Source organism: Streptomyces yunnanensis, assembly GCF_029011865.1.
GTDB classification, from domain to species: Bacteria; Actinomycetota; Actinomycetes; order Streptomycetales; family Streptomycetaceae; genus Streptomyces; species Streptomyces yunnanensis.
Genome location: NZ_CP095749.1, coordinates 4,016,592 through 4,037,112, shown reverse-complemented (window position 1 = coordinate 4,037,112; position 20,521 = coordinate 4,016,592). Strand labels below are relative to the sequence as shown.

The following is a 20,521-nucleotide window of genomic DNA, read 5'->3' as shown; positions in this document are numbered from 1 at the left end:
GCCCCCGTTCCCCGCACCGCGCCTCAGCTCTCCCCGCCGTCATCGGTCGTCCTGCGTGGCCGGGTGCGGGAGCGGGGGCCCGACCGGCCGGCGTCCGAACTCCCGCGTGTGGCAGTGGTCTTGGCCGGCTGGGGCCTGCCGCCGCCCGTCCGCTTCGCGGGCTTCTTCGCGGCGTTCTTCGCGGCATCCTGCGTGGTCGCGGTCGCGGTCGCGGTCGTGTCCTCGGCCGCCTTCGCCGTGGCGCCCGCGGTCGCCCCAGCCGATTCACCTGTCCCAGCCGATTCGGCCGATCCAGCCGATCCAGCCGTCCCGGCCCCCGGAGCCCCCGCAGCCCCCGCGGGATCCGTCGCGCCTGACGGCGTCCCCGACGGCGTCCCCGGCCGTGTCCCCGCCGGCGTCCCCAACGGCACCTCGGGCGGCACCTCCGGCACCACCGTCACCTCCGGCCGCTTCACCGGGCGGGCCGGTGCCGGCTTCTGGTGGCCGTCCAGCAGCACCAGCGACGCCTGGTAGGCCACCGACAGGGCGTACGGGGTGTTGTTGAGCATGCCCCAGAGCTTGGAGGTCTCGTCCACGTCCATCTGGGTCGGAGTGAAGCGGACCTTCTGCAGCGACTCGGCCAGGTCGCTCCCGGCCAGATAGGGGCGGTCGGCGGCCTCCTCGATCAACTCCTTCGGCAGGACCGGGATTTCGTGCAGCGTCCGCACCACGCTGCCGATCAGCCGCTGGCCGACCAGCTCCTGCTCCTCCCCGTACGCGCTGATCAGGAAGTGCAGGTCGACCGCCGCGGCCGGGCGCTTGAGCAGCGTGCCGTCGGAGGCGCGGGTGACCAGGTCGTTGTTGCGCATCGAGGGGTTGTGGGTGACCTGGTAGAGGAAGACGGTGATCGTCGGGTCGGTCGGGGGATCGGCCGGCGGTTTGCGGGTCTCCACCGAGACGGCCAGGTCGATCTCGGGGTGGAGGTTGTGCTCGATCAGCAGCGCAAGGGCCTGGGTGACCGTCGCGAGGGCGAGTGCGTTGCTCATGTGGACCGTCCCCCTGAAGTCCGTTGCTGGGAAGCCAAGTAGTCCGCGAGGCTCAGCGCGGGCGCGCGCCGCTCGGGGCGGGCCGGGCGGCCGTCCGCCGCGGGCCGTCGGGAGTCGGCCGCGCCGGCGGTACTGACTTCCAGCCGGCCGATCTGTACGTGCACCACCCGCTCGGCGGGGCCGCGCGGTCCGCGTCGGCCGCCCGCGGAACCGGCGCGGGGCGGCGCGGGCCGGCGGGGCGCCGGTACGGCGTCGGTGCGCGGGCGCAGGACGCCGGTGGCCGGCTCGGCCGCCTCCGGGCCGCCCGGCGGTGCCCCGCTCCCCGCTGCCGTCCGCTCCCTGCCGGGCGCCGTCGACCGCCCCCGCGGCCGTACGCCCTCGGCGGCGGCCCGGGTCCCGGGCACGGCCGTCGCGGCGGGCCGCAGCAGCGGGGCCGGGCCCGGCGCCCGGTCGACCGCCGCGCGGTCCGCGTCCGCCACCGGTGCCGCCTCGGTGCGGAGCACCGTCTCCCGTTCGTGCCGGGTGCGGATCTGCGACCACCGGTCGGCGCGCGGCGGTTCGGCGGCGCCCGGCGACGGGGCGGGCCACCCGGACGGCCGGGGGGCCGCCAGCCCGTCGTCGTCCGGCTCGACGCCGGCCGGTCCGCGCAGCGCCTCGACCCGCTCGAACGGGCCCGGCAGCCGCGGCCGGACGCGGGTCCGCCGCCCGGGTGCGTCGGCGCCGTCGGGCGGGCCGAAGGGATCGGCGGGCGGCGCCGGGGCGTACCGGGCCAGCAGCCGGCCGAGGTAGTCGCCGGACGCGGCGGGCGTCCGCTCGGGCATCTCAGGCATCCGCGCACAGCTCCAGGTAGTAGCGGCGCCGCAGCGGGCTGAGCGCCAGGATCTCGGGCTCGCTCCAGCCGTAGGCCGAGGCGAGCAGATGGACGTCCAGGAGTAGGTCACGGGCCCAGGCGTCGAGTTCGGTCCACAGGTACGCGGCGATGTCCAGCTCCGCCGAGGTGGCGGCGCCGCACTCCGGGCAGGCGATCTCCAGGGTCAGCTCCGCGCCGGGGTCGGCCTCCTCGGCGGCCTCGGCGAAGCGCTTGAGCACCGGGTCGGGCAGGTCGGCGAGCTGTTCGGCGGTGGCCTCCCGGCCGGCCCGGTGGGCGGCGAGGGCGCAGCGGGCCGCGAGCAGCCGCCGGGCGGCGGTGGCGTCCGCCGGGCGGGCGGCGGCCACCGCGGCCAGGTCCGCGGGGCCGGGCAGCCGGAACCGCACCGTCCACGCGCCCTCCGCCACCCGCAGTCCGGCCTCCGGCGGGCGCGGACGGGCGGCCGCCAACTCCCCGGCGTCCAGCTCGAACTCCAGCGCCGTGCCGCACTCGGCCGCCGTGCAGTCGAGCGTGACCTCCAGCCGGTCGCCGAACAGTGCCCGGCGCAGGGCGAAGAGGTCGGCCGCCCGTTCTCCGAGCGGTGCCGACAGCAGGGCCTGGGGGGCCGCTCCGGGGCGGGCCGCCCGGTGCAGCAACAGGGCCCGGCCGGCGTCCTGTTCGGCCAGCCCGGCCTCCCAGGTGGCCAGCAGTTCCGCCGGCCCGGTGACCGCCATTGGCTATCCCGTCGCCGCTGCTCAGGCCGGGTGGGTGAACGAGGGTTCTTCCGGCTCGGGCACCTCGTAGTCGCGTTCCCAGCCCTCGCATTCGAGCTTCAGGCTCTGGATGGCCACCGCGTTGGCGTTGGCGTCCATCTCGCCCAGGACCTGGTACTCGCTGGGCCAGGAGCGGTAGATCTTGTGCGAGACGGCGACCTGCCCGGCCTCGTTGAGGACCTGGATGACGAGGTCCTTGCGGAAGTCGGCCAGCGACACCTCCGAGCCCAGGCCGGCGCCGACCTGCCAGACCTTGTTGGCCCAGCGGTCGAACTCCGGGTCGTGGGTGACCCCGCGCTCCAGGGTGATGCCCTCGAACTCGGAGCGGCCCGGGGACTTGCGCGGGGAGCTGGGGTCGCCGCCGTTGCGGTGCTTGACGACCTCGGTGGTGCGCTTGAGCGGGCTGATCTTGCTGACCCCCGCGACCGTACGGCCGTCCCACAGGACCAGGAACTTGAAGTTCTTGTACGGGTCGAAGCGATGGGCGTTGATCTTGAACTCAGCCATCGGGTTCCTTCACATCGGATTCCTGCACGTCGGCGTCGTGGGGCGCACCGGGGGCCGGCCCGTCCGCCGGGCCCGGCGCCCCGCGCCCTAGAGGTCGAATTGGCCGGCCAGCTGCTGGATCTTGACGATCACGAACTCGGCCGGTTTGACGGGCGCGATGCCGACCACGACGTTGACGATCCCGTTCTCGATGTCCGCCTCGGTCGTGGTGTCCTTGTCGCACTTGACGAAGTACGCCTGCCGCGGGGTGCCGCCCTGGAAGGCGCCCTTCTCGAAGAGGGAGTGCAGGTAGGCGGAGGCGTTGAGACGGATCTGCTGCCAGAGCTGCTCGTTGTTGGGCTCGAAGACCACCCACTGCAGGCCGCGCAGCAGGCTCTCCTCGACGTGCAGGGCCAGCCGGCGCACCGGGACGTACTTCCACTCGCTGTCCAGGGCGTCCGCGCCCTGGAGCGTGCGGGCGCCCCACACCAGCGGGCCGACCATCGGGAAGGTCCGCAGGCAGTTGACGCCGAGCGGGTTCAGCAGGCCGTTCTCGCGGTCGGTGAGCTTGACGGTCAGCCCGTGCACGCCGGTCAGCCGGGCCTCGGTGCCGGCCGGGGCCTTCCACACCCCGCGCTCGCCGTCCGTACGGGCGATCACGCCGGCCAGCGCGCCGCACGGCGGGAAGGAGCGCAGTCGGCCGGTGAGCGGGTCGGTGAGCTTCAGGTGCGGGAAGTACAGGGCCGCGTGGTTGTCGCGGACCGCGTCGAAGGCGCCGATCCCGGCCCGTGCGGCGTCCACACTGCCCCATGCCGCGGGCGCGTCCACCAGGAGGAACATCCGCCGCTCCTGGCACAGCCGTTGGGCCGCCGAGACCACCGTGAGCATGTCGTCGACGGACTCGTACGAGGCCAGCTCGGGCAGTGCGAGCAGATTGACGTCGGGGATGTCGCGCAGCGCCTGGAGGCCGCTCTTGCGGGCCTCGCTGCCGATGAGGTCGCGCGGTCCGGGCGGGTCGCCGTCCTCGCCGCCGCACAGCGGGAAGACCGGCGGATTGACCGATGCCTCCAGCCCCAGGTCGTTGGCGCACTCGCCGAGGAAGCGGACCACGTCGCCGGGGTCGGTGGAGCCGGCCACGACCTGCACGCGGCGGCCGAAGGCGATCACCTGGGCGCCCGCGAAGGCGTGCTTGCCGGGGGCGTCCGGCAGGGAGCGCAGCTTGTGCTCCAGCAGCAGCGCCAGCTCGGTGACGTCGCACGGCGGCTCGCCGTCGCAGTCCGGGTCGTAGAGCGTGAACTCCCGCTCCACCTCGCCGATCTTCACCGTCAACTCCACGTTGAGATCGGGGAGTTCGTGGTGGAACGGCTTGGAGACGGTGCCGGAGGGGTCCGGGCGGTCCTCGCCCACGGCCGCCACGCGGATCAGCGACGAGCCGGCGTTGACCACCGTCTCCACGAACCGGCCGCTGCCGGGGTCCATGGACAGGCCGGCGAAGGACTCGCGGGCGGCGCCGTGCGCGTCGAGGACCTGGAGGTTGAAGGTTTCCTGGGGGCACGGGGTGTCGTGGTCTATGGCGACCCGCAGGCCGTCGCCCCAGATGCCCGGCTCCTTGGCGTGCACCTCCAGGACCGGGCACTGGCTGCGGCCCTCGGTGGACTCCAGGGTGACCTGGGCCTCCTTGCCGGTGCCGGCCTTGGCGACCCGGACGATCACCGCGACGGCGCCGCCGTTGCCGAAGAACTGGTGGACGGCGTAGGAGACCGGGCTGCGCGAGGTCAGGCCGCCGAAGCGGCGCTCGAAGTCGGCGAAGCTGGTGATCCGGACCGGTTGGTTGAGCGGGCCGCGCCGGGTGTGGCCGACGAACGCGGTCACCGAGGTCGTCACGGTGGTGATGCTGCGGATGCTGCTGGGAAGTTCTTCGACATAGACGCCGGGATAGGTCGTATGTGTCGGCATTCCCCCTCCAATCCCTTCAGGCACCGAGTGTGAGGACACCAAGAAATCGAGAAAACCGGGAGGGATGGGCGGGGAGAAGAGGGAGGGATGACAGGCGCGGAAGAGTCCACGACCGCACAGAGCGGTGATCGTGGTCGTGCATCCCCCCACTACCCATCAAGTTCCCCCGTCTGCATCCGGTGCGAGGCGGTCCGTGATCCGCGGTCCGACCCGCACGGGACCAAGCCCGGAAGTGCGCGACTCCGGCCTGTGACTCCTGATGCGTGAGTGCTCAACGCAGTTTCTTTCAGGGGGAGTTGGAGGGTCAAGGAGCTTTCCGGACACCGCCTGCGGAGGTCTTGTGCGGGCACGTTGCGGGTTCTTTCCGAACGGTTTCCCGCTCCCCCGCAACCGGAACCGGACGGGCCGGGTGCGCTCGGGCGCACCGGGTCGTCGGTGCCCGGCGCCCGAACGGCGCACGGCGACGGAGTGCACGGCGGATGGCGACGAAGTCGCCCGGCACCCGGACGGCCCTGCGAAATGCCTCCGGCGCGCCGGAGCGCCCCTGCGGAAAAGGGGCGGCGCAGTACGTTGACCAAAAGATCTGTGACCGTAATCACCGCCGGAGTGTGATCTGCGATTTAGGGACGCATGTCCAGCGGCGATACCCTGCGAGACGGACATGCCGCGTATCCGGACACCGTGTACGCCTCCCCTGTGACAGCGCCGTCACGTTGCCCTTCGCGGCACGCCCATCGCAGACGAACGAACCGCGATCACTACGGCGATTCTGAGAAGACAAGGGACGGACGCGCGTGGACCTGTTCGAGTACCAGGCGAGGGACCTCTTCGCCAAGCACGGTGTACCGGTGCTGGCCGGTGAAGTCATCGACACGCCTGAGGCGGCGCGCGCGGCGACTGAGCGCCTTGGCGGCAAGTCGGTCGTCAAGGCGCAGGTGAAGGTCGGTGGCCGTGGCAAGGCCGGCGGCGTGAAGCTGGCCACCACGCCGGACGAGGCCGTCGCCCGCGCGACGGACATCCTCGGCATGGACATCAAGGGCCACACGGTCCACAAGGTGATGATCGCCGAGACGGCCCCGGAGATCGTCGAGGAGTACTACGTCTCCTACCTCCTGGACCGCACCAACCGCACCTTCCTGGCCATGGCCTCGGTCGCGGGCGGCATGGACATCGAGGAGGTCGCCGCGACGACCCCCGAGAAGCTCGCCAAGGTCCCGGTCGACGCCAACGAGGGCGTCTCCATCGAGAAGGCCCGCGAGATCGTCGCCCAGGCGAAGTTCCCGGCCGAGGTCGCCGAGCAGGTCGCCGAGGTCCTGGTGACCCTGTGGAAGACGTTCGTCGCCGAGGACGCGCTCCTCGTCGAGGTCAACCCGCTGGCCAAGGTCGCCTCCGGTGACGTCCTCGCCCTCGACGGCAAGGTCTCCCTGGACGCCAACGCCGAGTTCCGTCAGCCGGAGCACGAGGCCCTGGAGGACAAGGCCGCGGCCAACCCGCTCGAGGCCGCGGCCAAGGCCAAGGGCCTGAACTACGTCAAGCTCGACGGCCAGGTCGGCATCATCGGCAACGGCGCGGGTCTCGTCATGAGCACCCTGGACGTCGTCGCCTACGCCGGTGAGAACCACGGTGGCGTCAAGCCCGCCAACTTCCTCGACATCGGTGGCGGCGCCTCCGCCGAGGTCATGGCGAACGGCCTGGAGATCATCCTCGGCGACCCGGACGTGAAGTCCGTGTTCGTCAACGTCTTCGGCGGCATCACCGCGTGCGACGAGGTCGCCAACGGCATCGTGCAGGCCCTGGAGCTCCTGAAGTCCAAGGGCGAGAACGTCAGCAAGCCGCTGGTGGTCCGCCTCGACGGCAACAACGCCGAGCTGGGTCGCAAGATCCTCTCGGACGCCAACCACCCGCTGGTGCAGCGTGTGGACACCATGGACGGTGCGGCCGACAAGGCCGCCGAGCTGGCCGCGGCCAAGTAAGGGACGAGGACTCCAACAACCATGGCTATCTTCCTCACCAAGGACAGCAAGGTCATCGTCCAGGGGATGACCGGCGCCACCGGCATGAAGCACACCAAGCTCATGCTCGGTGACGGCACCAACATCGTCGGTGGTGTCAACCCGCGCAAGGCCGGCACCAGCGTCGACTTCGACGGCACCGAGGTCCCGGTCTTCGGCTCCGTCAAGGAGGCGATGGAGAAGACGGGCGCCAACGTCTCCGTCCTCTTCGTGCCGCCGGCCTTCGCCAAGGCCGCCGTCGTCGAGGCGATCGACGCCGAGATCCCGCTGGCCGTCGTCATCACCGAGGGCATCGCCGTCCACGACTCCGCCGCGTTCTACGCGTACGCGAAGTCGAAGGGCGACACGACCCGGATCATCGGCCCGAACTGCCCCGGCCTGATCACCCCCGGCCAGTCCAACGCCGGCATCATCCCGGGCGACATCACCAAGCCGGGCCGCATCGGCCTGGTGTCGAAGTCCGGCACGCTGACGTACCAGATGATGTACGAGCTGCGCGACATCGGCTTCTCCTCGGCCGTCGGCATCGGTGGCGACCCGGTCATCGGCACCACCCACATCGACGCCCTGGCCGCGTTCCAGGAGGACCCCGACACCGACCTGATCGTGATGATCGGTGAGATCGGCGGCGACGCCGAGGAGCGGGCCGCCGACTTCATCAAGGAGCACGTCACCAAGCCGGTCGTCGGCTACGTGGCGGGCTTCACCGCGCCCGAGGGCAAGACGATGGGCCACGCCGGCGCCATCGTGTCCGGCTCGTCCGGCACCGCCCAGGCGAAGAAGGAGGCCCTGGAGGCCGCGGGCGTGAAGGTCGGCAAGACCCCGTCCGAGACCGCGCTGCTGGCCCGCGAGATCCTCAACGGCTGACGCGGCACCCGCTGTACGACGGCCGTGGGCCCGCACCCTCCCGGGTGCGGGCCCACGGCCGTTTCCGCTACGGGCGGAGCGTTCAGCGGACGTCCGGGCGGAGCCGGGCGCCGGGCGGCAGCGAGCGGTGCCGGGGCTTCCCGGGCCGCCCGGCCTTGCGGTGGTGCGCCGGCCGGTGCGTGGGCCGGACCGCGGAGGGGGCCGCGGCGCGGGCGGCGGCGGACGGCGCGGACGGGTCGGGCGGCGCGGTTGGGTCGGCCGGCGCGTACGGGGCGGCCATGGCCGGCCGCCGCGGCGGCGGGCGATAGCCGTCCGGCGTGCCGAGCGACACCGCCAGCGCCACCACCGCCAGCAGCCCGGTCGCCCCGAACCCGGTACGGGTCGTCAGCCGGGCCCGCCGCTCCGCGCCGGCCCGGACGTCGTGCGCGGGCGGCGGCACCGCCGGGCGGGACGCCGCCAGCGCGCCCAGCCGGGCGTGCAGCACCGCGCCCTGGCGGTCCGGCGGCAGCCCCTTGAGCCCCAGTTCCGGCAGCTGCTCGGCCAGGCACTCCCGGGCGTGCGTCAGCCGCCCGGTCGCCGCCGGCGTACTGGCCTCCACCTCGGCCGCGGTCTCGTGCAGCCCCAGCCCGACCCCGTCGTGCAGCAGCAGGGTGCGGCGGTAGGGGACGGGCAGCGCGAGCACCGCCGTCAGCAGCGCATGGTCCCGCGGTGCGGCCGGCGGCGGCGCGGGTGTCCCGGGCCGGGGCCGCTCGGCGGGCCGCAGCCCGGGGAACAGCCGCCGCCAGGGCGCCAGCGCGTACTCGTACGCCGCCGCCCGCACCCACCCCACCGGATCCGGATCCGCCCGCACCTCCGGCCAGCGCTGCCAGGCCGTCTGGAACGCCCGCTCGACGGCCCGCCGGGCGAGCCGGGCCCGCCCGGTGAGCAGCACCGCCTGCTGGATCAACGGCCCGGCGTGCGCGCCGTACAGCGCGTCGAAGTCGGCTGACGAACAGTCAAATCTGTTTCCGCCGCGGCCCTCTGATGTGACGTCGGAAGATTCCTCGGGCTGCCTCCGGCCGTGCTCGCTCATACCGGAAGTCTGAAAACGCCGGGCCGTCGATCTCGCGCGACACGTCGGACGAATGCCCGATACGTGGTGGAAAGGGATGTTATTGGCAGCATGGCCGTGTGAGCCAATTGACCGAACGCGGTACCACGTTGTCCTCACACGGCCGGACCGCCGCGCAGCGCTCCTCGGCGATCGGCACCGCCGTCGTCAGCGGGGTGACCGCCGCCGGCCTCGGCCTCGGCGCGCTCGCGGTCGCCGTCCTGCTGCTCTGGGTCGTCTCCCCGTACCCGGACAGCGGCCCCTCACGGGCGCTGCACCTAGCCGCCGGCCTGTGGTTCATGGCGCACGGCGGGGGCCTGGTCCGCGAGGCGACCGCGTCCGGCGTCCCGGCGCCCGTCGGCGTGACCCCGCTGCTGCTCGCCGCCCTCCCGGTCTGGCTGCTCCACCGCGCCGCCCGGGACACCCTGGCCTCGGCCGCCGAGCAGCGCCCCGACGACGGCTCCGCGGTCGCCCCGCGCACCCTGCTCGGCGCCCTGCTGGCCGGGTACCTGGCGGTCGCCGCCGGGGCACTGCTCTACACCTCCACCGGCCGGCTGACCGCCGCGCCGCTCGCCGCGCTGCTGGCCGTCCCCGGCACCGCCGCCGTCACCCTCGGCGGCACCGCCTGGCACATCCTCGGACCGGACGCCGTGGCCCTCCTACCGGCCCGGGTGCCGCCCGCCTTCCGGAGGCTGCCGGCCGGCCTCCGCGCCGCGCTCACCGGCCCCCGCCTCGACACCGCCCTCAAAGCGGCCGCCGCCGCCACCCTCGCCCTGCTCGCCTCCGGCGCGACGCTCACCCTCCTCGGCCTGGCCCTGCACCCCGGCCGGTTCGCCGACGACCTGAGCCAGCTCGCCCCCGACTGGGCCGGCCGCTGCACGGTGCTGCTGCTCTGCCTCACCCTGCTCCCCAACGCGGCCGTCTGGGGCGCCGCCTACGGCCTGGGGCCCGGCTTCACCGTCGGCGCGGGCAGCGCGGTCGGGCCGCTGGGCACCTCACCGCGCCCCGCGCTGCCGCACTTCCCGCTGCTCAGCGGCCTGCCGGACCCGGGTCCGGGAAGTTGGTGGTCGGTGGCGCCGGCCCTGGTGGTGCCGGCCGCCGCGGTGGTGCTGCTGACCCGGTACGCGGCCGGCGAGGGGCACCGTTCGTGGGGACGGACGGCCGGGACGGCGGCCGTGGCGGCGGGCCTGTGCGGCCTGGCGACGGCGGTGCTCGGGGTGCTGGCCGGCGGCGCGCTGGGCCAGGGCGCACTCGCCTCGTTCGGCCCCCGTGGCTGGCTGATCGGCCTGGCGGCGGCGGGTTGGACGGCGCTGGCCGGGGTGCCGGGGTCGCTGGGGCTGCGCGCCTGGCGACGGGCCGGGCGGCGGGCGGCGGAGGGCCGGTCGGTGCGCCTCCGCGCCCTGCCCGGCGTCCTGTTCCGCCGCACCCGAGCGGGCCACGGACAACCGGGCCCGGAGGCGGGACGGCGGGCCGGGCGGCGGACCGGCCGGGGCATCCTCCGGGCCACCGGCGCCGGCCGGCGCAACCGCCGGGAGGAGGGCGGGCGGACGGAAGGCGCGCGGGAAACCGGGGACGAGCGCAGGGGAGAGGGCCAGGGGGAGAGCCGGAAAAAGGACCGGGCGACGGACCCGGCGACGGGCCCGGAAGGGGGCCCGGAGGAGGACCGGGGGACCGCCGCCTGACGGCGCACGCCCCGACGCCCCACCCGCTCCCGGCCACCGGCCGTCCCCACCGCCACGACGGGAACGGCCGCTACCGCGCCGCCGCTACTGCTCCACCGCGCTCGCCACCGTCGCTGCTACTGCTGCGACTGCTGGCTGAGCAGCGGTCGGAGCTGCGGCGGGAGGAGGTTCTCGCAGGACTTGCTCGCCGACTGGGTCAGCGCGTCGTTCACACAGGTGAAGTAGTCGCGGTAGACGACCTGGACGGTGAAGGTCGCGGCCACCATCATCAGCGCCAGCGAGGCGGTCACCAGACCGGCGATCGCGGCGGTGGTCTGCGGCCGGGTCGTCGGGCCCGCGACACCGCCGGGACGCCCCGGCGGAGGCGGGGTGGCGCCGCCGGCCGGGCCCCCCTCGGGCGCCGCGGCGCCCGCCTTCTTCGGGACGGGCTTGCCGCGCAGCGCGCTGACGCCCCAGTAGAGGGAGAGCGAGCCCAGCAGCAGTGCCACCTCCGGCAGGCTGAAGAGCACGAAGAAGAACGCCCACATGCCGGCCAGCAGGGCGTAGCGGGCCCGTCGCTGGAGCGGGTCGGTGGGGTCCCAGCGCAGCCCGCCGGGGCCGCCGCCCGGTCCGCCGGGCCCGCCCTGGCCACCCTGGCCGCCGCCGCGGCCCGGCCGGCTGCCGAAGCCGCCGCCCTGCCGGCCCGGCTGGCGGCTGCTCCACTGGCTGCCCCACGCCGGGGGCTGGTCCTGCGGCCGCTGCTCCTCGCCGTCGCCGGCGTCCCCCTGCGCCTGCCCGGTGAGGTGCGGGCGCGGGCGCCACTCCTGGTCGGGGGCGTCGGCCGGCGGCGGTGCGAACGGGTTGTCGTCCTGCCCGGCGGAGGCGGACGGGCCCGGGGTGCCGTCGGACGGTGCGTCCGGGTTGGACGACGACTTGCGCTCGCGCGGCAGGAGGACCAGCCCCGGGGCGGTGGTGGGCTGGGGGTGCCACCCGGCGATGGCTGGGGGAGGGAGGAGGAGAGCCGCGCGGCGGCGTCGGTCCGGCATCTGGAGTGAGTCTTCCCCTTGTCGTGGGCGTCCGTCCGGCGGGTGGGCCGGGCGTGCGGTCACCATGATCTGCATGCGATCTCTCGCCTGACGCTACCTCCCGTGCCCGCCCCCGTCCCGCGGGGGCCGCACGGTGTGCCGGTATCGTTGCTGACGGTCGGCGCCTTCGTAGGGTTCCCCGGATTCACGGAACCCCTCGCTTTGTACGACCGCACAAATTCCCGTAGAGCCCCGCACAGCCCCCAGACCCGCAAGACCTGGCGAGAAAGACCCCACCGTGGCCTCCTCTTCTGTTCCCGCTCGCTCCGCCCCGGCCCGCATCGTGGTACTCGTCTCCGGTTCGGGCACCAACCTCCAGGCGCTGCTCGACGTCATCGCCGAGGAGGGCGCCGCGGAGTACGGCGCCGAGATCGTGGCGGTGGGCGCCGACCGCGCCGGGATCGTCGGTCTGGAGCGCGCCGAGCGGGCCGGGCTGCCGACGTTCGTCTGCCGGGTCAAGGACCACCCGGACCGCGCGGCCTGGGACGCGGCGCTCACCGAGGCGACCGCCGCGCACGCCCCGGACCTGGTGGTCTCGGCCGGCTTCATGAAGATCCTCGGCAAGGAGTTCCTGGCCCGCTTCGGCGGCCGGACGATCAACACCCACCCGGCGCTGCTGCCCAGCTTTCCCGGTGCCCACGGCGTCCGCGACGCCCTCGCGTACGGCGCGAAGGTCACCGGCTGCACCGTCCACTTCGTCGACGACGGCGTCGACACCGGCCCGATCATCGCCCAGGGCGTGGTCGAGGTCCGGGAGGAGGACGACGAATCCGCGCTGCATGAGCGCATCAAGGAAGTCGAGCGATCGCTGCTCGTCGAGGTCGTGGGGCGCCTGGCCCGCCACGGCTACCGCATAGAGGGACGAAAGGTACGTATCTCGTGACCGCCACCGAAGGTACGCGGCGCCCCATCCGGCGCGCGCTGGTCAGCGTCTACGACAAGTCCGGGCTGGAGGAGCTGGCCCAGGGGCTGCACGCGGCGGGCGTCCAGCTGGTCTCGACCGGATCGACCGCCGGGAAGATCGCCGCCGCCGGGGTGCCGGTCACCAAGGTCGAGGAGCTCACCGGCTTCCCGGAGTGCCTCGACGGCCGGGTCAAGACCCTGCACCCCAAGGTCCACGCCGGCATCCTCGCCGACCTGCGCCTCGCGGACCACCAGCAGCAGCTGGCCGACCTCGGCGTCGAGCCGTTCGACCTGGTGGTCGTGAACCTCTACCCGTTCAAGGAGACCGTCGCCTCCGGCGCCACCCCCGACGAGTGCGTCGAACAGATCGACATCGGCGGCCCCTCGATGGTCCGCGCCGCCGCCAAGAACCACCCCTCGGTCGCCGTGGTCACCAGCCCCGAGCGGTACGCCGACGTCCTCGCCGCGGTCAACGGCGGCGGGTTCGACCTGGCCGCCCGCAAGCGGCTGGCCGCCGAGGCGTTCCAGCACACCGCCGCCTACGACGTGGCCGTCGCCGCCTGGATGACCAACGTCTACGCGCCGGAGGCGGACGGCGCCGCGCTGCCCGAGTTCCTCGGCGAGACCTGGGAGCGCCGCAGCACCCTGCGCTACGGCGAGAACCCGCACCAGGCCGCCGCCCTCTACGTCGACGGTCAGCCGGGCGGCATCGCCAACGCCGAGCAGCTGCACGGCAAGGAGATGTCCTTCAACAACTACGTGGACACCGAGGCCGCCCGCCGCGCCGCCTACGACCACGACGAGCCCTGCGTGGCGATCATCAAGCACGCCAACCCGTGCGGCATCGCGATCGGCGCGGACGTCGCCGAGGCGCACCGCAAGGCGCACGCCTGCGACCCGGTGTCCGCGTACGGCGGCGTGATCGCGGTGAACCGCCCGGTGACCGTCGCCCTCGCCGAGCAGGTCGCGGAGATCTTCACCGAGGTCATCGCCGCCCCGGCGTACGAGGACGGCGCGGTCGAGATCCTCGCCCGCAAGAAGAACATCCGCGTCCTGAAGGTCGAGGGCACCCCGCACCAGCCCGGTGACCTCAAGCTGCTCTCGGGCGGCGCGGTGCTCCAGCACACCGACGTCTTCCAGGCCGAGGGCGACGACCCCGCCACCTGGACCCTGGCCACCGGAGAGGCGCTGTCCGCCGAGGAGTTGGCCGAGCTGGCGTTCGCCTGGAAGGCGTGCCGCGCGGTGAAGTCCAACGCGATCCTGCTCGCCAAGGACGGCGCGTCGGTGGGCGTGGGCATGGGCCAGGTCAACCGCGTCGACTCCTGCAAGCTCGCCGTGGAGCGTGCCGGCGAGGAGCGGGCGCGCGGCTCCTACGCCGCGTCGGACGCCTTCTTCCCGTTCCCCGACGGCCCGGAGATCCTGATCGCCGCCGGCGTCAAGGCGATCGTCCAGCCCGGCGGTTCGATCCGCGACGAACTCGTCGTCGAGGCCGCCCAGAAGGCCGGCGTGACGATGTACTTCACCGGCACCCGGCACTTCTTCCACTGAGGTCCGGCCGGCCCCGCGGTACCGCGCACGACGGAGGGCCGCACCCTTGCCCGGGGTGCGGCCCTCCGTCGTGCGCGGTACCGCCGCGGTCAGTAACGCGGCCGGCTGAACCAGGCGTTGGACTCGTCCTTGGAGACGAAGACCGTCACCAGGATGCCCAGCACCGTGTGGACCAGGCCGATCGGGAAGCTGAAGAGGCTCACCAGGATGGTGCCGACGCCGAAGATGATGCTGCCGACGCGGACCCCGCCGGCGCCGTTGCCGAACTGGGAGGCGAGCGTGATCCCGGCCACCGTGAAGATCACGATGACGACGATCACCGCGATCAGCACGCCCTTGCCGACGTTGAACGCCGACATGTCCGCGTAGGGCGAGGACGACGCCTCGTGCGACGCCTTGGTGACGCCGCCCAGCCCCAGCACCGCCAGGACCAGCCCGATGAGGTTCAGCGCGGCGAGCACGAACATCATCACCCGGGCCGCCTTGGCGCTGCCCGGCATCACCGTCGGGTACGGCATCTGCGCCGGCGGCATCGCACCGCCGGGGTACGCGCCGTACGGGGCCATCGGCTGCTGCGGCTGCTGCGGCTGCGGGGGCTGCTGGGGGTAGCCGTAGCCGGGCTGCTGGCCGGGCTGCTGGCCGGGCGGGGGGCCGTAGGGGTTGTTGGGGTTCGGATAGCTCACGAGCGGTGTCCTTCAGGCGACTTGAGGTGGTATCGGCGAGCGCCGCGAAGGCCCCCGATCGCTGCTGCGAGGGGGGCCTTCACTGGGCTGGGCTGGGCGTGGAGTGCGGCCCGTTACGGCATTACTTGGGAACCTGGACGACCACGTTGCCGACGATCTTGTCGCCGAAGGTCTGGTTCTTCTCGTCCCACAGCGGCCACAGGTAGCCGATGCCGCACAGCACGCCGTTCAGGTAGCGGCAGAGGAAGCGCACGAACGTCATGCCGAAGCCGAGGGGCTGGCCGGTGGACTCCTTGATCACCTTGATGCCCAGCGCCTTCTTGCCCGGGGTCTGGCCGGTGCTGCCTTCCTTGACCATGAGGAAGATGACCGCGCCCAGCATGACCGCATAGCCAAGCACCATCACCAGGAGGGCGCCGACCGGCGTGCTGCTCGACACGGCGCTGTTGGCCGCGTCCCGGATGCAGTTGTAGTCGCCCGTCGGGCAGTGGGAGTAGTCCGGGGTGACCGAGGAGACCGAGCTGGCCGCCATGACACCACTGATGATGAACAGGATGATCGGCACCGCGGCGATGATGAGGCCGTCGATCAGGAAGGCGCCGACCCGCGCTCCCCAGCTCGCGTAACCCATCGGCATGCCCGGCATCCCCATCCCCGGCATGCCCGGCTGGCCATACGGGGCCGCGGGCTGCTGCGGGTAGCCGCCGTAGCCGGGCTGACCCTGCGGCGGGACCTGACCCTGCGGCGGGACCTGGCCCTGCTGCGGGTAGCCGTACGGCTGCTGGGGCTGCTGCGGGGCGCCCTGCGGGTAGCCGTAGCCCGGCTGACCGCCCTGCGGCGGGACCGGCGGCTGCTGGCCGTACGGGCCCTGGGGGGCCTGCGGCTGCTGGCCGTACGGGTTGTTCGGGTCACCGAAGCTCATGGTGTTGCTTTCCTCCGTTGGTGTCAGTGGGGGACGACGCGGCGTGACTCGGAGGAAAAAACAGGTTGTTTCATGGCCCGCCCCCGACGATGCCTGCGGCACTGCGGCGTCAATCCTTCTAGGTGAGGATTCCCTCTGTCCAGTCAAGGGGGTCAGCCTTTGTCCAACCGCAATGATCATTTCAGGACAACTGCCGTTCGCGCGCCCTGATTGGAACCCGGGAGCCTCCATCCGGGAGGATGGGGGTATGACTGCCCAGATTCTGGATGGCAAGGCCACCGCCGCCGCGATCAAGTCCGAGCTCACCGCCCGCGTCGAGGCGCTGAAGGCCAAGGGTGTCACCCCCGGCCTGGGCACCCTGCTGGTCGGCGACGACCCGGGCAGCCGCTGGTACGTCAACGGCAAGCACCGGGACTGCGCCCAGGTGGGCATCGCGTCCATCCAGCGCGAACTGCCGGAGACCGCCACCCAGGAGGAGATCGAGGCCGTCGTCCGGGAGCTCAACGAGAACCCGGACTGCACCGGCTACATCGTCCAACTCCCGCTCCCCAAGGGCATCGACGCCAACCGCGTGCTGGAGCTGATGGATCCGGCCAAGGACGCCGACGGGCTGCACCCGATGAGCCTGGGCCGCCTGGTCCTAGGCATCGAGGGCCCGCTGCCGTGCACCCCGTACGGCATCGTCCAGCTGCTGCGGCGGCACGACGTCGAGATCAAGGGCGCGCACGTGGTCGTCGTCGGCCGGGGCATCACCATCGGCCGGCCGATGCCGCTGGTGCTGACCCGCAAGTCCGAGAACGCCACGGTCACCCAGTGCCACACCGGCACCCGCGACCTGTCCGCGCACCTGAAGCAGGCCGACATCATCGTCGCCGCGGCCGGTGTGCCGCACATCATCAAGCCCGAGGACATCAAGCCCGGCGCGGCCGTGCTGGACGTCGGCGTCAGCCGGGACGAGAACGGCAAGATCGTCGGCGATGTGCACCCCGGCGTCGCCGAGGTGGCCGGCTGGGTCGCCCCCAACCCGGGCGGCGTCGGCCCGATGACCCGCGCCCAGCTGCTGGTCAACGTCGTCGAGGCGGCGGAGCGCGCGGCCCAGGGCTAGGCCCTGTCCGGCGGGGAAGGGCCCGACCGGCCCGGACGTGCGAGCCTGGAAGGGGGCCGCCGTCCCCGCCGTCCCGCACTCTCGATCGACCCTCGACCCATCCTCGACACCGACCTGGACACCGGAAGGGGCTGACCGCCACACATGGCTGCCGAAGCGCACTCGGAGGGTGCGTCCGAGCCGCAGCGCACCTCGCGCCGCTTTCCGCAGCTGACCCGCGACACCGCCCGCCCCGAAGGCGGCGGCCGGGCTGCTTCGGGCGACTATCCGGCGCCGGCCCGGCAGTGGCCGCTGCTCACCGTACTGGGCGGGGTCGGCCTCGGGCTGCTGCTGGTCTCGCTGGACGCCTTCCGGATCGGCTCGATCGTGATCGGGCTGTCCCTGCTGGGCGGCGCGGTGCTGCGGTGGGCGCTGCCGTCGGTGGGGATGCTGGCCGTCCGCTCCCGCTTCACCGACCTGATCACCTACGGCGGACTGGGCTTCGTGATCGTGATCCTGGCCATGATGGTGCAGCCCAAACCGTGGATCCACATCCCGTTCCTGGACGACATCGTCCACTTCACGGTCCGTTAGGGCCGGTCCGACGGGTCGGGGTCGGACAGACCCCGGTCCCGGTCCGGAAGCGTCCCGCGGCGCTGCGGCACACCTCGTGCCGTAGCGCCGCGCGCTTGTGTGACGCGGGTAACTTGGCGACGTCCGGGGGGTGCCCCAACCGCGAGAGGGACGTCCATCTCATGGCCAAGATCAAGGTTGCCAACCCCGTCGTCGAGATCGATGGCGACGAGATGACCCGCATCATCTGGTCGTCCATCAGGGACCGGCTGATCCTCCCGTACCTCGACATCGAGCTGAAGTACTTCGACCTCGGCATCGAGCACCGGGACGCCACCAGCGACCAGGTGACCGTCGACGCCGCGCACGCCATCCAGCGGTACGGAGTCGGGGTGAAGTGCGCGACGATCACCCCGGACGAGGCCCGGGTCGAGGAGTTCAACCTCAAGGCGATGTACCGCTCGCCGAACGGCACCATCCGCAACATCCTCGGCGGCGTGATCTTCCGCGAGCCCATCATCATGGAGAACGTGCCCCGGCTGGTGCCCGGCTGGACCCGGCCCATCGTCGTCGGCCGCCACGCCTTCGGCGACCAGTACCGCGCCACCGACCTGAAGGTCCCCGGCCCCGGCGCGCTCACCCTGACCTTCGCCCCGGCGGACGGCGGCGAGCCGACCGAGCTGGAGGTGCACGAATTCCCGGGCGCCGGCGTGGCCCTGGCGATGTACAACCACGACGACTCGATCCGCGACTTCGCCCGGGCGTCGTTCCGCTACGGACTGGACCGCAACTATCCGGTCTACCTGTCCACGAAGAACACGATCCTGAAGAAGTACGACGGCCGCTTCAAGGACCTCTTCCAGGAGGTCTTCGACAGCGAGTTCCGGACCGACTTCGAGGCCCGCGGCCTGACGTACGAGCACCGGCTGATCGACGACATGGTGGCCGCCGCCCTGAAGTCGTCCGGAGGCTATGTCTGGGCCTGCAAGAACTACGACGGCGACGTCCAGTCCGACATCGTCGCCCAGGGCTTTGGCTCGCTCGGCCTGATGACGTCGGTGCTGATGACGCCCGACGGCCGGACCATCGAGGCCGAGGCGGCGCACGGCACCGTCACCCGCCACTACCGCCAGCACCAGCAGGGCAAGGCCACCTCCACCAACCCGGTCGCCTCGGTCTTCGCCTGGACCCGCGGCCTGGCGCACCGCGGCAAGCTCGACGACACCCCGGAGGTGAGCCGCTTCGCGCAGACCCTGGAGCGGGTCTGCGTGGAGACCGTCGAGGGCGGCCAGATGACCAAGGACCTGGCCCTGCTCATCGGCCCCGCCCAGCCCTGGCTGACCACCGACCAGTTCCTGGAGGCCCTGGACGCCGCCCTCCAGAAGGCGATGGCGCCGGCCTGAGCCCGCGCCGGCGCCGGCCGCCGCGCCTGGCCGGGATTCGCCCTCCCCGGAGAACCGCCGCGGAAAAGGGGGGATTGCCTTCCCGGATCCCGGGAATGCGCACCACAACCCCCCACGGGTGTGGCACAACCGCCGGCCGCCCGCGCTCCCCCTCCCACGAGCGGGCGGCCGTCGCCCCCCTGATCGGGCCGCTCCGCCGGCCGCCCGCGCGGCGGTCGCCGAGGTGGTCCGGTCGGGGTCGGCGTGACGGCCGGTGAGGTGTCCCACACCGGCCCGTCACGTGCGCCGGGCGGGGGTCCGATAGCCTGACGGCCGGGTCTCTCGATACCAAGAGACCTCGATAGATGGGCAGGGACACCCACCGCCACCCAAGGTGGTCCAGGGGCTTGCCCCCGGAATACCGCGCAGGAGATCGCCATGACCCGCACTCCCGTCAACGTGACCGTGACCGGCGCCGCCGGCCAGATCGGTTACGCCCTTCTCTTCCGCATCGCCTCCGGCCATCTGCTCGGCGCGGACGTGCCGGTCAAGCTGCGCCTGCTGGAGATCCCGCAGGGTCTCAAGGCCGCCGAGGGCACCGCGATGGAGCTGGACGACTGCGCCTTCCCGCTGCTCCGGGGCATCGAGATCACCGACGACCCGAACGTGGCCTTCGCCGGCGCCAACGTCGCGCTGCTGGTCGGCGCCCGCCCCCGCACCAAGGGCATGGAGCGCGGCGACCTGCTGGAGGCCAACGGCGGCATCTTCAAGCCGCAGGGCAAGGCCATCAACGACCACGCCGCGGACGACATCAAGGTCCTGGTCGTCGGCAACCCCGCCAACACCAACGCGCTGATCGCCCAGGCCGCCGCCCCGGACGTACCGCGCGAGCGCTTCACCGCGATGACCCGCCTGGACCACAACCGCGCGGTCACCCAGCTCGCCCAGAAGACCGGCACCCCGGTGTCCGAGATCCACCGCCTGACCATCTGGGGCAACCACTCGGCCACCCAGTACCCGGACATCTTCCACGCCACGGTCGCCGGCAAGAACGCCGCGGAGACCGTCAACGACGAGAAGTGGCTGGCCGACACCTTCATCCCGACCGTCGCCAAGCGCGGCGCGGCGATCATCGAGGCCCGCGGCGCGTCCTCCGCGGCCTCCGCGGCCAACGCCGCCATCGACCACGTCCACACCTGGGTCAACGGCACCGCCGACGGCGACTGGACCTCCATGGGCATCCCCTCGGACGGCTCCTACGGCGTCCCGGAGGGCCTGATCTCCTCCTTCCCCGTCACCACCAAGGACGGCACGTACGAGATCGTCCAGGGCCTGGAGATCAACGAGTTCTCCCGCACCCGCATCGACGCGTCCGTCAAGGAGCTGACGGAGGAGCGCGAGGCGGTTCGCGCGCTCGGCCTGATCTGAGCCGGCGCCCGTCGCACCACCCCACCGAGCCCGTACGGCCCAACGGCCGTGCGGGCTCGTCCCGTTGACGGCGCGTCGTGAGCCGATAACGCGCTGACACGACGGCCTCCGCTCCTCTATGCTGCGATGCCTTCACACGTCCGGGTGACGGTGCGCGCCGGCGGAACCGCCCCACCGCGCCGGCGCGTTGTGACGG

18 protein-coding genes are annotated in these 20,521 nt (G+C 72.8%); 9 read left to right on the top strand and 9 right to left on the bottom strand.

Annotated features, from left to right (window positions below; genetic code table 11):
* Positions 1-23: 23 nt before the first annotated feature.
* The 5 genes from MOV08_RS17280 to MOV08_RS17260 all read right to left on the bottom strand — a co-directional run bounded on the left by MOV08_RS17280 (position 24) and on the right by MOV08_RS17260 (position 5,087).
* Positions 24-1,025, bottom strand: coding sequence for a Pvc16 family protein (locus tag MOV08_RS17280; protein ID WP_275307969.1), 1,002 nt, complete (start codon positions 1,023-1,025; stop codon positions 24-26).
* On the bottom strand, positions 1,022-1,855 hold the full coding sequence (locus tag MOV08_RS17275) for a hypothetical protein (protein ID WP_275307967.1): 834 nt from the start codon (positions 1,853-1,855) through the stop codon (positions 1,022-1,024). Before MOV08_RS17275 ends, MOV08_RS17280 begins: the two co-directional genes overlap by 4 nt.
* Positions 1,848-2,606, bottom strand: a complete 759-nt coding sequence (locus MOV08_RS17270) for a hypothetical protein (RefSeq protein WP_275307965.1) — start codon at positions 2,604-2,606, stop codon at positions 1,848-1,850. The genes MOV08_RS17275 and MOV08_RS17270 overlap by 8 nt, the downstream gene beginning before the upstream one ends.
* 21 nt (positions 2,607-2,627) lie before the next feature.
* On the bottom strand, positions 2,628-3,152 hold the full coding sequence (locus MOV08_RS17265; RefSeq protein WP_039633556.1) for a phage tail protein: 525 nt from the start codon (positions 3,150-3,152) through the stop codon (positions 2,628-2,630).
* A gap of 87 nt (positions 3,153-3,239) precedes the next feature.
* Positions 3,240-5,087, bottom strand: coding sequence for a phage tail sheath family protein (locus MOV08_RS17260; protein ID WP_275307964.1), 1,848 nt, complete (start codon positions 5,085-5,087; stop codon positions 3,240-3,242).
* A 794-nt stretch (positions 5,088-5,881) separates the two neighbouring features.
* Here MOV08_RS17260 and sucC point away from each other — a divergent pair.
* A complete protein-coding gene (gene sucC, locus MOV08_RS17255) occupies positions 5,882-7,060 on the top strand; it encodes an ADP-forming succinate--CoA ligase subunit beta (RefSeq protein ID WP_275307963.1) in 1,179 nt (392 codons plus the stop codon).
* A 21-nt stretch (positions 7,061-7,081) separates the two neighbouring features.
* A complete protein-coding gene (sucD, locus tag MOV08_RS17250) occupies positions 7,082-7,966 on the top strand; it encodes a succinate--CoA ligase subunit alpha (RefSeq protein ID WP_039633546.1) in 885 nt (294 codons plus the stop codon).
* 82 nt (positions 7,967-8,048) lie between these two features.
* On the opposite strand, the gene MOV08_RS43840 is transcribed toward sucD, so the two are convergent.
* Complete coding sequence (locus MOV08_RS43840; RefSeq protein ID WP_338057168.1) at positions 8,049-9,038, bottom strand: SigE family RNA polymerase sigma factor; 990 nt, start codon at positions 9,036-9,038, stop codon at positions 8,049-8,051.
* Positions 9,039-9,136: 98 nt separating this feature from the next.
* Between MOV08_RS43840 and MOV08_RS17240 the strand changes: the two genes are divergently transcribed.
* Positions 9,137-10,738, top strand: coding sequence for a cell division protein PerM (locus tag MOV08_RS17240; RefSeq protein WP_275307961.1), 1,602 nt, complete (start codon positions 9,137-9,139; stop codon positions 10,736-10,738).
* A 116-nt stretch (positions 10,739-10,854) separates the two neighbouring features.
* Here MOV08_RS17240 and MOV08_RS17235 read toward each other — a convergent pair whose 3' ends face one another.
* The gene (locus MOV08_RS17235) at positions 10,855-11,763 is read right to left on the bottom strand and encodes a hypothetical protein (protein ID WP_275307960.1); all 909 of its coding nucleotides are present in this window, start codon (positions 11,761-11,763) and stop codon (positions 10,855-10,857) included.
* A 277-nt stretch (positions 11,764-12,040) separates the two neighbouring features.
* On the opposite strand from MOV08_RS17235, the gene purN reads away from it, so the two are divergent.
* Positions 12,041-12,685: a phosphoribosylglycinamide formyltransferase gene (purN, locus tag MOV08_RS17230; RefSeq protein ID WP_275307959.1), complete on the top strand. Its 645-nt coding sequence runs from the start codon at positions 12,041-12,043 to the stop codon at positions 12,683-12,685.
* Positions 12,682-14,253 carry a bifunctional phosphoribosylaminoimidazolecarboxamide formyltransferase/IMP cyclohydrolase gene (gene purH, locus MOV08_RS17225; protein WP_039633542.1) on the top strand — a complete coding sequence of 524 codons (1,572 nt, stop codon included), beginning with the start codon at positions 12,682-12,684 and terminating at the stop codon, positions 14,251-14,253. The genes purN and purH overlap by 4 nt, the downstream gene beginning before the upstream one ends.
* An 89-nt stretch (positions 14,254-14,342) precedes the next feature.
* Here purH and MOV08_RS17220 read toward each other — a convergent pair whose 3' ends face one another.
* Both MOV08_RS17220 and MOV08_RS17215 read right to left on the bottom strand, forming a co-directional pair.
* Positions 14,343-14,936: a hypothetical protein gene (locus MOV08_RS17220; protein WP_275307958.1), complete on the bottom strand. Its 594-nt coding sequence runs from the start codon at positions 14,934-14,936 to the stop codon at positions 14,343-14,345.
* 121 nt (positions 14,937-15,057) lie between these two features.
* Positions 15,058-15,858 carry an RDD family protein gene (locus tag MOV08_RS17215; RefSeq protein WP_039633538.1) on the bottom strand — a complete coding sequence of 267 codons (801 nt, stop codon included), beginning with the start codon at positions 15,856-15,858 and terminating at the stop codon, positions 15,058-15,060.
* Positions 15,859-16,105: 247 nt separating this feature from the next.
* Here MOV08_RS17215 and MOV08_RS17210 point away from each other — a divergent pair, with 247 nt between their 5' ends.
* The 4 genes from MOV08_RS17210 (at position 16,106) to MOV08_RS17195 (ending at position 20,325) form a co-directional block, all read left to right on the top strand.
* The gene (locus tag MOV08_RS17210) at positions 16,106-16,963 is read left to right on the top strand and encodes a bifunctional methylenetetrahydrofolate dehydrogenase/methenyltetrahydrofolate cyclohydrolase (protein WP_039633536.1); all 858 of its coding nucleotides are present in this window, start codon (positions 16,106-16,108) and stop codon (positions 16,961-16,963) included.
* 144 nt (positions 16,964-17,107) lie between these two features.
* Positions 17,108-17,536 carry a DUF3017 domain-containing protein gene (locus tag MOV08_RS17205; RefSeq protein ID WP_039633534.1) on the top strand — a complete coding sequence of 143 codons (429 nt, stop codon included), beginning with the start codon at positions 17,108-17,110 and terminating at the stop codon, positions 17,534-17,536.
* A gap of 161 nt (positions 17,537-17,697) precedes the next feature.
* Entirely contained in the window at positions 17,698-18,918 is a 1,221-nt protein-coding gene (locus MOV08_RS17200) for an NADP-dependent isocitrate dehydrogenase (RefSeq protein ID WP_039633532.1), read from the top strand.
* A 417-nt stretch (positions 18,919-19,335) separates the two neighbouring features.
* Positions 19,336-20,325: a malate dehydrogenase gene (locus tag MOV08_RS17195; RefSeq protein WP_039633530.1), complete on the top strand. Its 990-nt coding sequence runs from the start codon at positions 19,336-19,338 to the stop codon at positions 20,323-20,325.
* Positions 20,326-20,521 lie beyond the last annotated feature (196 nt).